This is a genomic window from Microbacterium halotolerans (genome assembly GCF_003569805.1).
GTDB classification, from domain to species: Bacteria; Actinomycetota; Actinomycetes; order Actinomycetales; family Microbacteriaceae; genus Microbacterium; species Microbacterium halotolerans.
The window spans coordinates 1,094,988-1,108,239 of record NZ_KZ984051.1; the positions used below are offsets into that span (position 1 = coordinate 1,094,988).

13 protein-coding genes are annotated in these 13,252 nt (G+C 67.3%); 9 read left to right on the forward strand and 4 right to left on the reverse strand.

The features are described 5' to 3' along the window. The first annotated feature begins 5 nt into the window (after positions 1 to 5). From DZG09_RS04890 to DZG09_RS17060, 9 genes are all read left to right on the forward strand, one after another. Complete coding sequence (locus tag DZG09_RS04890) at positions 6 to 1,529, forward strand: ATP-binding cassette domain-containing protein (RefSeq protein ID WP_119696540.1); 1,524 nt, start codon at positions 6 to 8, stop codon at positions 1,527 to 1,529. Continuing rightward, positions 1,526 to 2,509: an ABC transporter permease gene (locus tag DZG09_RS04895; protein ID WP_119696541.1), complete on the forward strand. Its 984-nt coding sequence runs from the start codon at positions 1,526 to 1,528 to the stop codon at positions 2,507 to 2,509. Before DZG09_RS04890 ends, DZG09_RS04895 begins: the two co-directional genes overlap by 4 nt. Further along, entirely contained in the window at positions 2,506 to 3,552 is a 1,047-nt protein-coding gene (locus DZG09_RS04900) for an ABC transporter permease (RefSeq protein ID WP_119696542.1), read from the forward strand. The genes DZG09_RS04895 and DZG09_RS04900 overlap by 4 nt, the downstream gene beginning before the upstream one ends. Continuing rightward, a complete protein-coding gene (lsrF, locus tag DZG09_RS04905) occupies positions 3,545 to 4,417 on the forward strand; it encodes a 3-hydroxy-5-phosphonooxypentane-2,4-dione thiolase (RefSeq protein WP_119696543.1) in 873 nt (290 codons plus the stop codon). Before DZG09_RS04900 ends, lsrF begins: the two co-directional genes overlap by 8 nt. A gap of 67 nt (positions 4,418 to 4,484) precedes the next feature. Next, entirely contained in the window at positions 4,485 to 6,125 is a 1,641-nt protein-coding gene (locus DZG09_RS04910) for a glycerol-3-phosphate dehydrogenase/oxidase (RefSeq protein ID WP_119696544.1), read from the forward strand. 14 nt (positions 6,126 to 6,139) lie between these two features. After that, complete coding sequence (locus DZG09_RS04915; protein WP_119696545.1) at positions 6,140 to 7,633, forward strand: FGGY-family carbohydrate kinase; 1,494 nt, start codon at positions 6,140 to 6,142, stop codon at positions 7,631 to 7,633. Continuing rightward, positions 7,630 to 9,540 (forward strand): SDR family oxidoreductase, encoded by a 1,911-nt coding sequence (locus tag DZG09_RS04920; RefSeq protein WP_119696546.1) that lies wholly within the window; start codon positions 7,630 to 7,632, stop codon positions 9,538 to 9,540. Before DZG09_RS04915 ends, DZG09_RS04920 begins: the two co-directional genes overlap by 4 nt. A 154-nt stretch (positions 9,541 to 9,694) precedes the next feature. Beyond that, on the forward strand, positions 9,695 to 10,222 hold the full coding sequence (locus DZG09_RS04925; protein ID WP_162893162.1) for a SecDF P1 head subdomain-containing protein: 528 nt from the start codon (positions 9,695 to 9,697) through the stop codon (positions 10,220 to 10,222). Next, a complete protein-coding gene (locus DZG09_RS17060; protein WP_119697400.1) occupies positions 10,219 to 10,344 on the forward strand; it encodes a TetR family transcriptional regulator in 126 nt (41 codons plus the stop codon). Before DZG09_RS04925 ends, DZG09_RS17060 begins: the two co-directional genes overlap by 4 nt. Before the next feature lie 22 nt (positions 10,345 to 10,366). On the opposite strand, the gene DZG09_RS04935 is transcribed toward DZG09_RS17060, so the two are convergent. From DZG09_RS04935 to DZG09_RS04950, 4 genes are all read right to left on the reverse strand, one after another. Further along, entirely contained in the window at positions 10,367 to 10,702 is a 336-nt protein-coding gene (locus tag DZG09_RS04935) for a hypothetical protein (protein WP_119696548.1), read from the reverse strand. Between the two features lie 151 nt (positions 10,703 to 10,853). Next, entirely contained in the window at positions 10,854 to 12,068 is a 1,215-nt protein-coding gene (locus tag DZG09_RS04940; protein WP_119696549.1) for a Fic family protein, read from the reverse strand. A gap of 75 nt (positions 12,069 to 12,143) precedes the next feature. Continuing rightward, entirely contained in the window at positions 12,144 to 12,374 is a 231-nt protein-coding gene (locus DZG09_RS04945) for a helix-turn-helix domain-containing protein (protein ID WP_119696550.1), read from the reverse strand. Then, positions 12,371 to 12,955, reverse strand: coding sequence for a hypothetical protein (locus tag DZG09_RS04950; protein WP_205529063.1), 585 nt, complete (start codon positions 12,953 to 12,955; stop codon positions 12,371 to 12,373). The genes DZG09_RS04945 and DZG09_RS04950 overlap by 4 nt, the downstream gene beginning before the upstream one ends. Between the last annotated feature and the right edge of the window lie 297 nt (positions 12,956 to 13,252).

Below are 13,252 nucleotides of genomic sequence, written 5' to 3' on the forward strand. Positions count from 1 at the left end.
AGACAATGGTGACAGGCGCGAAAGCCCCATCGCCGCCGCTGACCCGCGCGGAGCTGAGACCGCTGCTGGTGGCGAGCGGGCTCGAGAAGCGGTACGGCAGCACAACGGCGATCGGCGGAGTCGACCTCACGATCGCCCAGGGCGAAGTACTCGGCCTGGTGGGGCACAACGGTGCGGGAAAGAGCACGCTGACCCGTATCCTCGCGGCGCGTGAGCGGCCCGATCTCGGTACGGTCTCTCCATCCGGATCCGATGATGGATCCGGATGGACCGAGAACCGTGCCAGGCGATTCGGAGTGCGTACGGTCTATCAGGAGCTCGCTCTCTGCCCGGACCTGACGGCGGTGGAGAACGCCTACCTCTCCGAAACGCGGGCCACAGGGCCATTCACCTGGAATCGTGCATCCGAGGGCCGCCTGCTCGCGGTGCTCGACGACGTGTTCCCGGGGCACGGCATCACGGTGATCCGGCGCACGGGCGAGCTCTCGATGGCGCAGCGCCAGATGATCGAGATCGCCCGTGCGCTCTGCACCGACCGCCTCTCTCTGCTCATCCTCGATGAGCCGACGGAGTCTCTCGACGCCGATCGCGCGGCCCAGCTCTACGCGCATCTGCGCCGGCTGACCGCGGATGGCGTGAGTGCGCTGCTGATCTCGCACCGGATGCAGGAGGTCGTGGACAACAGCGACCGCATCCTCGTGATGAAGGACGGCAGGATGGTCGACACCTTCGATGCGGTTTCGGTCACCGAGGACGAACTGCTCGTGGCGATGGGCGGCAGCGTTCGGGCGGACACGGAGACCATCAGACGAGTGGCGCCGGAGGCTGCCGATCGCGCTCGTGTCGGTGCCGATCAGGCTGTCCTCGCCGAGATCCACAGCGGCGTCGGTGCGTCGTTGACCGCTCACCGGGGCGAGATCATCGGCCTGGCGGGCCTCGCCGGTCAAGGGCAGGATGAGGTTCTCGAGCGCCTCTGGCACCCTCGGATGATCGGGCGCGGCGTGCGCGTGCCCCGCGCGCGTGCCTACGTGCCGGGCGATCGTCAGACGTCAGGGATCCTGCCGCTGTGGAGCGTTGCGGAGAACCTGACGATCTCGGCAGGTCGTGTGATCAGTCGTTTCGGATTGATCAGCAGTCGGCGCAAGCGCGAGCTCGCGGCCCACTGGGTCGACCTGCTCAAAGTGCGCGGCGGTGCCTCTGCGCCGATCACGTCTCTCAGCGGAGGCAACCAGCAGAAGATGCTCGTCGCCCGCGCATTCGCATCCGACGCGGATCTCGTGCTGCTCGACGATCCGTTCCGAGGCGTCGACGTGGCCACCAAGAACGAGCTCTATGCGCTCATGAAGGCGGAAGCCGCACGCGGTCGATGCGTCGTCTGGTACTCCACGGAGAACAAGGAGATGGCGCACTGCGACCGCGTGTACGTCTTCCGCGCTCGCCGCATCGTCTCGGCGCTCGAAGGCGACGAGATCTCCGCAGAGCGCATCATCTCGGATTCCTTCGATGAGACCTCAGGAGAGGACAAATGACCACCGTCATGTCTCACCCACGTGTGCCGACCTCCTTCGGCACACGCGTCCGGGTCTCTGCGGCGCAGGGCTCACCCGCGCTGCTGTCTTTGATCGCCCTCGCCATCATCTTCGTCATCGCCGTCGCGATGCAGCCGGCGATTCTGAGCGTGAACGGCCTGACCCTGATGCTGATGTCGTCCGTGCCTCTCGTGTTCGCGGCCCAGGCTCAGATGCTGATCATGTCGGTCGGTGACATCGACCTCGGCATCGGCAATCTGATCGGACTCGTGACGGTGATCGCCGCGACCTCCCTGCAGTCGGCGCCGGTGATCGGCATGCTCCTCCTTCTCGGAATCGTCGCAGCGTACGCGCTCACCGGTCTCGTGATCCAGAAGCGAGGCGTTCCCGCGATCATCGTCACGCTCGGACTGTCTTTCGTGTGGCTCGGGATCGGCCTGCAGCTGCTGCCCACTCCTGGCGGACAGACGCCGGGTTGGGTGAGCGCGATCGGGAGCTGGCGGCCGGACTGGATCCCTTCGCCGATCGTGTTCATCGCGATCGCGTGCGTCGTCGGTTGGTACCTCGCCCGCTTCAGCCGGATCGGGGCCCGGATGCGTGCGCTGGGCAGCAGCCCCACAACACTCACGAAGCTCGGCTGGTCGCTGACCGCCACCAGAGTGACCGCATATGTGCTCGCGGCCGTGCTGATCATCGTCTCCGGGCTTCTGCTGGCATCGCAGACCCGATCCGGCGACATCAACTCGGCCGGGAGCTTCACGCTGATGACGATCGCCGCGGTGATCCTCGGCGGCGGGAACTTCGCCGGAGGCCGGGCGCTTCCGATCGGTGCGGCGCTCGGTGCCGTCACTCTCGGCCTGATCACCGTGCTGCTCAGCTTCGCCGATCTTCCGTCGAGCGTGCAATCCGCCGCACAGGGAATCGTCGTGCTCGCGGTGCTGGCAGGGCGCATCATCACAGAACGGATCGCTCGCGCATGAGTGCTGTCGAAACCTCGTCCCGACTGTCCTCTGCGGCCTCCCGCCGTGCTCGGCTCACCTGGCCCGCGTGGACATGGTCGGCGCTCGGCGTCATCGTGGTGTGGGCATCGATTCTGGTGCTGAACCCTGGCCCGCTGTTCGATCCGCTGTCGCAGGCGCTCACGCTCGCACCGTTCCTGGCGCTCGTATCGGTCGGGCAGATGCTGGTGATCACGCTGGGCCCGGGAAACATCGACGTCTCCGTCGGTGCGATCATCTCCATGGCTGCGTACGTCTCAGTCGCAATCGGCTCCGAGTCCGGCATCGTGCTGGGCCTCGTCGCGGCGGTCGCGTCTGGCCTGGCCGCGGCGCTCATCAGCGTCGTCGCCATCCTGGTGCTGCGGGTGCCCCCGATCATCGCCACGCTCGCGACCAGTCTGATCATCGCGTCGGTCGTGCTCGTCCTCGCCGATGCCAATCGCGGCGGCTCCATCGCAGGGCTGCGCGAGTTCATCAACGTTCGTGTCCTCGGCGTTCCCACCATCGCCCTCGTCGTGCTCGGGGCGACGCTCATCGTCGCGTTCCTTCTCCGGCGAACCATGTTCGGACGGAGCGTCATCGCCATCGGTCAGAGCGACAAGGCGGCCTCCAAGGCAGGCATCCGCGTGAAGCTCGTCTCAGGTTCCGTCTACCTCCTCAGCGGCGCAGTCGCGGGCCTGACGGGAGGGATTCTCGCGGCCCTGATCGCGCCGAGCACCGTGCTCGGAACCTCCTACATGCTCGACTCGATCGCGGTCGTCGTCATCGGCGGCACGCTGATCGCCGGAGGGCGTCCCGTCGTCACCGGTGTCTGGACCGGGGCGCTGTTCTTCGTGATGCTCTCAGGTCTGCTCAACCTGGCGGGCTGGAGCCTTGGCCAGCAGAACGTGCTCAAGGGTCTGTTGGTCGTGCTCGTCGTCATCGTCTCGAGCGGTGTCACCGGGACCGGTGCCACGACGCTGCGCAGGCTCACCCGAATGTTCACCCGACACACCTCACAGAAAGCAGGTACGGTACATGGCTGATCTCGACGACATCCGCGAAGGCACGGACTTCGGCGGCACTCAGACGACGGAGGCGTCCTTTCCGCTCAAGGGTGCGGCCGGTCAGGACTGGGGAATGCGCAGTCGCCTTTCGAGGATCTTCGACCCGCACGACGCCCGCACGGTCATGCTGGCCTTCGACCACGGCTACTTCCAGGGACCGACATCCGGTCTGGAGCGCCTCGACCGGTCGATCGTGCCGCTCATTCCGCAGTCGGACGCCCTGATGTGCACGCGAGGCGCGCTGCGCTCGACCGTTCCGGCGAACAGCGGCAAGGGCGTTGTGCTGCGTGCCAGCGGCGGGCCCTCGGTGCTCAAGGATCTCTCCGACGAGCGAGTCGCCGTGGCGATCGACGACGCGGTGCGCCTGGACGTGGCGGCGCTCGCCGTGCAGGTGTTCGTCGGAGGCGAGCACGAGACGCAGTCGATCGAGAACCTGACCACGCTCGTGGATCGCGGTCAGGCCGCAGGCATCCCGGTGCTCGGTGTGACGGCGGTGGGGCGCGACATGGTGCGGGATGCACGTTACTTCCGCCTCGCGACCCGCATTCCGGCGGAACTCGGAGCGAGCTTCATCAAGACGTACTACGTCGAGGAAGGCTTCGAGACCGTCACCGCCTCGTGCCCGGTGCCGATCATCATCGCGGGCGGGAAGAAGGTTCAGGAGAAGGAAGCTCTCACCGTCGCGTACCGCGCTCTCCAGGAAGGGGCGGCCGGCGTCGATATGGGACGGAACGTCTTCCAGTCCGAGCACCCGGCGGCCATGCTCGCAGCGGTGCGAGGCGTCGTGCACGACGATCTGTCGCCGGATGAGGCATTCGCTCTCTACGAAGACCTCTCCCACTGACCCCATTTCTCTGCTGCGGGCGCCGCAACGGCGGCGCCCGCAGCCCCCCTGCCTGAAAGAAGAACGTATGCCCTCCCTGTCGACCTATCGTGAGCACGTCGAGGACGTCGACGTCATCGTCATCGGTGCCGGGATCAACGGCCTGGCGACCGCGCGGGAAGCCGCGGCTCTCGGGATGAGCGTCCTGCTCATCGACCAGGACGACATCGGCTCGCGCACGACCGCGATATCGACCCGTCTGATCCATGGCGGCCTGAAGTACCTCGAGCGCATGGAGCTGCACCTGGTGCACGAGTCGATCCGCGAGCGCGACATCCTGCTCGCGCAGGCTCCGCACCTGGTGCATCGGTATCCGATGCTGATTCCGTTCGCCAAGAAGCAGAGCCGCCCCGGATGGCTCCTGGCGTGCGGTCTGATGGTGTTCAACGCACTCTCCCTCACCTCGAAGCTTCCCCTCAGCGGCGTGATCCTGCCCAGGAGACTGGCGAGAGAATGGCCATCCGTGACGGAGTCGGGCGTGAAATGGGGCGGCCTCTTCCAGGACGCGAACGTTCCGCTGACGGAACGGTTGACCTTCGAGCTCGCCAGCGACGTCGACAGGCGCGGTGGCACCGTGCTCACGCACGCTCCCGTGGAATCCCTCGTTCGTGACGGCGACCGCATCGCCGGTGTTCGCTACCGGGATCGCGTCGACGGCGCGCTGAAGACGGTGCGGGCTCGTGCTGTCGTCAACGCCGCGGGTCCATGGGTCGATGCCGTGCTGGATCTCCTCGGCGAGCACGAGCGCAGGATCGGCCCGACCAAGGGCAGCCACTGCGTCGTCGACTCGTTCCCCGGGGCTCCGGAGACGTGCATCTTCTTCGAGTCCCCGGTGGACCATCGACCGATGTTCGTGCTGCCGTGGCAGGGCCGGTACATGATCGGCACCACCGACCTGCCCTACGACGGGTCGATCGATGAGATGTCGATCGACAGCGACGAGACCGACTATCTGCTCGGAGCCGTCAACGATCTCATCCCGCGTGCCCGGCTCGAGCAGCAGGACGTGCTGTGGTCGTACTCGGGTGTGCGACCGCTTCCGTACGTGGGAGAACTCGACGATCCCTCGAAGATCAGCCGCGATCACCAGCTGATCGCGCACGACGGTGCGGACAGCGGACTGTTCACGATCATCGGCGGGAAGCTCACGACGCACCGCGCGCTCGGGGAGCAGGTCGCCCGAGTGGTTGCCCGTGCGCTGGGTCGCAAGAGGATGCCGTCGCCGACCCGCTCAGCTCGGTTTCCGGGAGCACCCGCCGGATCGTGGCCGGAGTATCGGTCCACGCAGATCCGTGACTGCGCTCTCCCGGAGGCGATCGCAGCGCGTATCGTCGACACGTACGGGGTCGCGTCGGCTGATGTGTTCTCCCTCGTCCGCGCTCATCCGGAACTCGGTGAGATCCTCGACGAGGACACGTCGGCGATCGCCGCCGAGGTCGTCCACGCACGACGCAACGAAGGAGCGCACACGCTCGAAGATGTGCTGCTGCGTCGAACGCTTATCGGCACCAACGCCGACGTGGGCCTGGCAGCGGCGCCACGGGCAGCGGCCGTGCTCGTAGAAGCCGGGGAGTGGACGAGAGAAGAAGCGGACGCGCAGATCGAGAAGTATCGACGGGCGGTTCGGCGGTTCACGCCTCGGGCCCTTGCACAATCGTCATCGGAGTAGAGGAGCAGAGTGCGATGAGGCACTGCTACATCGGAGTGGATGTGGGCCTGACGGCCGCGAAAGCCGGTGCGTTCGACAGCGAAGGCACAGAGATCCGGACGTTCTCCGCGCCCAACCCGCGCGAAGCGGTGGCGTCGGACCGGCAGGAGATCGACATGGATCGGCTGTGGCGAGTCGTCGCCGCGGTGCTCTACGAGCTGACCGACTGGCTTCGCGAGAACGAATGGGAGCCTGCGGCGATCGGAGCCACCGCTGCAGGGAACGGGATCTATCTCATCGACGACCGTCTCCGTCCGGTGCGTGCGGCGATCGCGTCCAATGACAGCCGTGCTGAGCAGATCGTCGCGGCACTGCCAGCGGACGAGATCGAGGAGCTGCGGCTGCGCACGGGGTCGGTCCCATGGGCCGGACAGCCCAGCGTGCTGCTGCGCTGGCTCGCAGAGCACGAGCCGGAGACGATCGACGCATCGCACGCGATCCTGTCCTGCAAGGACTGGGTGCGCACCTGCCTGACAGGTCAGCCGGGTGCCGACCTGTCCGACGCGTCGGGCTGCGGGTGGCTCAATCTCGTCGCCCGCGACTACGAACCCGGGGTCTTCGATCTGCTCGGCATTCCGAGGAGCCTGATGCGTCTGCTGCCTCCGCTGTCCGCATCGAACGATGTGGTCGGACATGTCACGAGCGAAGCCGCACATGCCACAGGCCTTCCCGAAGGGCTTCCCGTCGTCGCCGGATGCATGGATACGGTGGCGAGCCCGCTGGGAGCGGGGGCCACGGAGGAATCCGACGTCACGGTGATCGTGGGCACCTGGGCGATCAACTCGGTCGCGGTCGCGGCGACGGACGCACCGCCGCGTGTGACGCTCAACACTCTGCTGCCCGACCCGACTCTGATGCTGGCGCAGGAAGTCGCGCCCACGTCGGCTGCGAGTCTCGAGTGGTACTGCTCGCTGATGTCGACGCTGTCGACGGACGGCGTCACATCTCCGCAGCTGATGCACGCGGCCGCCAGCGTCCCGCCCGGTGCGGACGGTCTCATCTTCCTGCCCTTCATCCATGGCGCGCCAGGGCGTCCAGGGGCATCCGGCACGTTCCTGGGGCTGAAGGGAAGCCACGGGTACCGTGAGATGGCGCGCGCCCTGATCGAGGGGATCACGCACTACCACCGCGTCCAGCTCGAGCGGATGAGCGGCAGCTGCACCGACGTCTCCGACGCTCCGTGGACGCTGGCCGGAGGAGGGGCGAAGAGCCCCGTGTGGGCGCAGATGTTCGCCGACATCATCGGGCGTCCCGTGCGTCGGCAGCTCGGCACCGAGCTCGGGGCGCGCGGCGTCGCGTCGCTCGCAGCTGCGGGGGCAGGGGCGGACATCGCCTCGTGGGCGGTTGACCCAGACCCGGCGCTCGTGGTGTCTCCGGGCCCGGATCGCCAGTTCTATCGAACGCATGCTGACCGATTCGATCGCGTCCTCGACGCGATGGGCGAGGTCTGGAAGGAGAGCTTCGTATGACGTACTCGGATCCGCTCGGCCAGATCGTCGAGGTGTCGCGGCTGCTGGGGCAGGACCCGACGCTGGTGCTTCACGGCGGTGGGAACACCTCGATCAAAGGCACGCTCGACGACATCACGGGGCAAACGATCGACACCGTCTGGGTTAAGGGCAGCGGATGGGACCTGGCGACGATCGAAGCTGCGGGATTCGCCCCGCTTCGGCGCGAGAGGCTCCTCGAGGTGCTGTCGGTAGACTCCCTGTCGGACGAGCAGATGGCGAACGAGATCCGCCAGGCCTCGCTCCGCGCGGACGCACCGACCGCCTCGATCGAGGCGCTGCTGCATGCGCTGCTGCCCGCACGGGTCGTGCTGCACTCGCACGCCGATGCGATCGTCGCGCTGACGAACCAGCGGGTTCCCGACACCGAGGCTCTGGGAGACGGTGTACTGGTGCTCCCCTATGTGATGCCTGGGTTCGCGCTCGCGAAGACGGTCGAGGCGGCTCTGGCGGACGGGGCAGACGACGTGGATGCGATCGTCCTGTCGAATCATGGTCTGTTCACCTTCGATGACGACCACGAACGGGCGTACTCCCGTCATCGTGAACTCGTCGCGAGGGCAGAGGCAGTCGTAGGGCTGAGCGATGTCGGCGAGGAGCCGCTGATCCGGCGAGAAGGCGATATTCGACAGATCGCCCGCCTCAGAAGCGACATCTCGCGAGCGGCGGGTCGACCGATGATCCTCTCGCAGAGCACGCATCGCAGAGCGCGGGAGTGGGCCTGCAGGGCGGATGTCGATGCTGTGGTGTCACGGGGAACCGCGACGCCGGAGCACGTCATCCGTACGAAGCGGGAACCGCTCGTCGGTCGTGACGTCGAACGCTTCGCCGCCGCGGAGCATGAACGGTTCGTCAGAGAACGCGGAGATCGAGATCTCGTCGAGTTGGATCCGGCGCCCCGCGTCGTGCTCGACCCGGAGTGGGGCATGCTGACGGCGGGGGAGAGCGTGCGGGACGCGCGCATCGCCTACGACGTCTACGAGCACACGATCCGCATCGTCGACGCCGCCGACGCGTTGTCCGGGTACACGTCGCTCAGCGAATCCGAGAACTTCGACATCGAGTACTGGTCGCTTGAGCAGGCGAAGCTGCACCGCCGTCCGCGGCCTGAGTTCGGCGGCGAGGTCGCGGTCGTCACAGGTGCGGCGTCCGGAATCGGACGCGCCGTTGCAGCGCGCCTTCTGGACGGCGGCGCGGCCGTCGTCGGGATCGACCTCAACCCCGGCGTCGTCTCCGCATTCGAAACGGAACGATGGTGCGGTGTCGTCGGGGACGTGTCGTCGGAGGACGTGCTGCGCGGTGCGGCGGAGACCGCCGTGCGGGACTTCGGCGGTGTCGACATCCTGGTCGTGGCCGCAGGCGTCTTCCCGCCGAGCGCGGATCTCGCCGCGAACGACGCACGGGGATGGAGTCTCGCTCTCGAAGTGAACGCCACCGCCGTGGCGCGTGCGTTCTCCGAGTTTCATCCGTATCTGTGCCAGTCGCCGTTCGGCGGCCGTGCCGTGCTCGTGTCGACCAAGAACGTCGCCGCACCTGGACCGGGCGCTGCGGCGTACTCGGCCAGCAAGGCGGCTGCCGCGCAGCTCGCGAGGGTGGCCGCGCTCGAATGGGCCGGCGACGGCATCCGGGTCAACAGCGTCGAGCCGGACGCCGTCTTCGACACCGCGATCTGGACGCCGGAGCTGCTCGAGGCACGCGCGGCGAAGTACGGTCTCTCGGTGGCCGAGTACAAGACGCGGAATCTGCTGGGCATGGAGGTCCGCAGTCGCATGGTCGCCGACGCGGTCGCGCTGTTCTCCGGACAGCAGCTGCCCGCGACGACCGGAGCGCACCTGAGCGTCGACGGAGGGAACGACCGAGTGATCTGACGATGAGTGCGCCGGGCGCCTCCGATTCGCATCGACGGTCCTGAGCTCGAGGCGGCTCTTCGAACATCACCGGAATGCGAGTGGAGGTGCGGGCGCGGTGAATATTCGGCGAACGACCTTCGTCGCACATGCCTCATCCGGTTACGGTGGCAGGGTGATCCGCCGTGCCCTGCCGACCCTCGTCCTGCTCACGGCCGTTGTCGTGGGAGCTTCCGGATGCGCGATGCCCGTCACGCCTGCCGAGAGCCAGTCCGCGCCGCTGTCCACCGAACTGATCTTCGCGGCGGTGTCTGAGCAGACCGACCAGGACTGCCCGGATGGCGACGAGACCGCATTCGACACTTCTTGGCCGGGCGATGACGGAGCCGCCCAGTGCACGTTCGTCGTTCCGGATGAGCAGCTCACCGTGACCAGCGGTCAGATCGAGCTGACGGTGCCGGATGGCGAGGACGCCGCCGCGCAGAACTACGTGACGATCAGCCTCGAGGACGCCGACGCGGCCGCCTTCGGCGAGCTCACCGAGGCGCTCGTCGATCGCCCCCAGCCGCAGAACCAGCTCGCGATCGTCGTCGACGGCGAGATCGAGTCGATGCCCGCCGTGATGGAGCCGATCACCGACAGCGAGATCCAGATCTCCGGCGGCGACGACATGTCACCGGTCTACGACAAGCTCACCGGCTGACCCCCGCTGAGGGGTTCGCCGCGCCGTTCAGCGCGATCGCCCGTCGGGCCGGCGTCGGGCAGGGCAGTCTCTACCGCCACCCCGACGAAGATCGCGCTCGCCGCAGCCGTCGTCGACGATGACATCGACGAGCTCGAGCGGCTCTCATCGTCGCCGGACGCGACCTTCGACGGACTGCTCGACTTCGTCGTCGCGCGCGCGGCCGTCTCCGCCGCGCTGATCGAAGCGACCCTCGCCGAACGCGACCAGTCCGTCGTGCAGCACCTCGGCATCCGGATGTCCGATCTCGTTTCGCGCGTGGTTGCACGCGATGTCGAGGCGGGCCGGATGTCGCCGGACACCGATGCGCGAGACGCCCTCACGGCGGTGTCGATGCTCGCCCGCATCGTCGCCGACTCGTCCCAGGGTGAGCGGTCCGATACTGCCGCCCGCGCCCGTCGCGTCATCACGGACGGCCTGCGTCCGCGCGCCGATGCGCATGCATAGCGCAGTCCGTTCGCGGGTGGCGAGTGTGCGCGGGGCCGCTGGCACTGGGAAGAGCTGGCGACCCGACCGCGGATCGACTGCGTTGTGTTCGGCGTCGGCCGGTGTCGTCGAGCCGGTTCTATCGCAATATCGAGATGACCGAGGGCTATCGCGATTTCCCGATACCGGAGGCCCCTGCGCCTCGGCGGCGGGCCCGGGTCGCGAACGCTTCGAGTGCGTCGAGCACGTCGGGTGCCTGCCACAGCCTGTTGCGGGCACCGGAGTTGGCTCGAGTGAGGATCTCCGCCTCCTCGAGGCGCGTGAGCGCGGCTGTGGCTGCGGCTGGTGTGACCCCGAGGCGATCGCTGACCGTGGCGACGTCGAGCACGGGCTGCTGCACGGCCAGGTCGAGCAGTCGCCATGCGGCGGAGTCGGAACGGGCGCGGACGCGCGCCGCCCACGCCGAACGCGTCTCGCGCAGCGCCGCGACCAATGTTCGCCCGTTGCCCACACCGGCGAAGGTCGCCTCGGACATCCGGTTCACGATTGCGGCGGGGTCGCCTCGCCGGTACTGGGTCAGGGCGTCGAAATACGCGTCGACGTTCGCGAGCAGTCCGGCTGATACCGGGACGGCAACGTTCTGCGTGGCCCCGGCCGCGCGCAGCATCCCGTGCACGAGGGCTCGCCCCGTGCGACCGTTGCCATCGGTGAAGGGGTGGATCGTCTCGAACTGTGCGTGAGCGAGCGCGGCGTGCACGATGACGGGCAGGTCCGTGCGTGAGAGGAATCGCACGAGATCGTCCATCAGGCCGGACACTCGCTCGTGATGCGGCGGCACAAAGTCGGCGTTGTGCGGAGAGAAGGCGCCGCCGCCGATCCACACCTGTTCGTCGCGCCATGCCCCGACCTGCTCTGGGGAGCTGTGCTCGAGCAGGGCCCGCTGCATCTCGATGATGGCCCGCGCATCCAGGTTCTCGGCGAACGCGATCGCTGCCTGCATGGCCTCGACGTTCGAACGGACGAGTCGTGCGTCGCCGGACCGCGCGGCTCCCAGGTCGGCAAGCGCCAGCTGTTTCGCGCTTGTGGTGATCCGCTCGATCTCGGAGCTCGACGCGCTCTCCGTGCGCAGCAGGACGGCGGCGAACGGCGCGGCGAATGCGCCGGATTCGGCGTCGAAGCGCGCCAGCTCCCTGCTCGCGTCATCGGCGTGGGCGAGTGTGTCGGCGTCAAGGGCGGGGTGCGCTTCGGTGATCGTGCCGGGCACAGCGGTTCGGTACGGTCCGCGCGCGGCCAGGCGCGCTCGCCGCGACATCGGCTGATCGAGTCGCGGCTCCCACGGCCGCTTCTCGAAGGTGAGCTCTGGCCATCCGGAGTCTGTCATTCGACGCCTCCTTATTGAAGGATAAGTGCCTATCCTATAACAAGAGCTTAAACCGCTGTGCCCTGTGCCTTCCGCCTACCCGCGGTCGCGCACCAGCAGCTCGCCGACCTCGCAGCCGAGCACGTCGCAGATCGCGACCAGCGTCGAGAACCGGATGGCCTTGGCGCGGTCGTTCTTCAGCACCGACAGGTTCACGATGCTCACTCCGACCCGGTCTGCGAGCGAGGTGAGCGTCATGTCGCGGTCGGTCAGCAGCGCGTCGAGACGGCAGTGGATCCCGGAGACGTCGGTCTCGGCGGGGGTCACACCAGGCCCTCCGTGTCCTTCTGCAGGTGGGCGCCCGCCTCGAAGGCCGCGAGCAGCGCGGCGAGGCCGAGTGCGATTCCGAGCGGTGCGAGGTCGATCTCGAGGCCGAACACCATCGCTCCGTCCGGTAGGAACCCGGTGTCTCGGACGGGCGCGCTGACATCGCCGGAGATGTACATCAGTGTCTCGGCCTCGGTTATCGCCTGAACGATGGGGGCAGCCATGCCGCTGAGCAGCACCGCGATGCACACGACGAAGAGCGACCACACCGCAGAGCGCGCGAAGGGACGTCCGGCGAGCAGCCGTCGAGGCAAGATGAACGCAGCCAGGCACATGCCGAGCCCGAGGGTCGCCTCCAGGATCACCTGGCAGACCAGCAGCCAGCGAATGCCGTTGGGAAGCGCTGAAACGGTCATGGCAGAGTTGATCGAAGACAGCTCTTCAACGTGCTCCGGCAGCGAACCCGGTTGCGGTGCAGGGATGCCCTGCAGCGTCAATCCGAGGTCGGTGAAGTTCACCGAAGGCGACGAGAGCACGTGTACGGCCCGTATCACCAGTGCTGTCATGAGAATCGCTGCCACAGCGACGGCGCCCCAGGAAATGGTACGGAGTATCACCCGCTCCGTGCGTGAGGCGAGTGCCCCGTGCGCATCCGGTCTTCTGCTCATGATTCTTCCTCTCGATCGTCGTCCGAACATCCGGATGCCGTCCTGTCTCAGCAGGCTCACCTGCATCCAACTTCATGAAAAACGATAACAACGAATATCGATAAGTCAAGTCATCGGAGCGCGACGCAGGAGTTCTGCCGGTCCAGTCGTCGGACGCCGCGCGATCTCGGGGTCGCAGCTCGGCGTCGGATTCAGATCGACTGCGTTGTG

What these genes read in the sequence shown, in the direction of transcription:
- DZG09_RS04910 (WP_119696544.1), top strand. Translation starts at nt 4,485, where the DNA reads ATGCCCTCCCTGTCGACCTATCGTGAGCACGTCGAGGACGTCGACGTC.
- lsrF (WP_119696543.1), top strand. Translation starts at nt 3,545, where the DNA reads ATGGCTGATCTCGACGACATCCGCGAAGGCACGGACTTCGGCGGCACT.
- DZG09_RS04915 (WP_119696545.1), top strand. Translation starts at nt 6,140, where the DNA reads ATGAGGCACTGCTACATCGGAGTGGATGTGGGCCTGACGGCCGCGAAA.
- DZG09_RS04920 (WP_119696546.1), top strand. Translation starts at nt 7,630, where the DNA reads ATGACGTACTCGGATCCGCTCGGCCAGATCGTCGAGGTGTCGCGGCTG.
- DZG09_RS04935 (WP_119696548.1), bottom strand. Translation starts at nt 10,702, where the DNA reads ATGCGCATCGGCGCGCGGACGCAGGCCGTCCGTGATGACGCGACGGGC.
- DZG09_RS04900 (WP_119696542.1), top strand. Translation starts at nt 2,506, where the DNA reads ATGAGTGCTGTCGAAACCTCGTCCCGACTGTCCTCTGCGGCCTCCCGC.
- DZG09_RS04940 (WP_119696549.1), bottom strand. Translation starts at nt 12,068, where the DNA reads ATGACAGACTCCGGATGGCCAGAGCTCACCTTCGAGAAGCGGCCGTGG.
- DZG09_RS04890 (WP_119696540.1), top strand. Translation starts at nt 6, where the DNA reads ATGGTGACAGGCGCGAAAGCCCCATCGCCGCCGCTGACCCGCGCGGAG.
- DZG09_RS04895 (WP_119696541.1), top strand. Translation starts at nt 1,526, where the DNA reads ATGACCACCGTCATGTCTCACCCACGTGTGCCGACCTCCTTCGGCACA.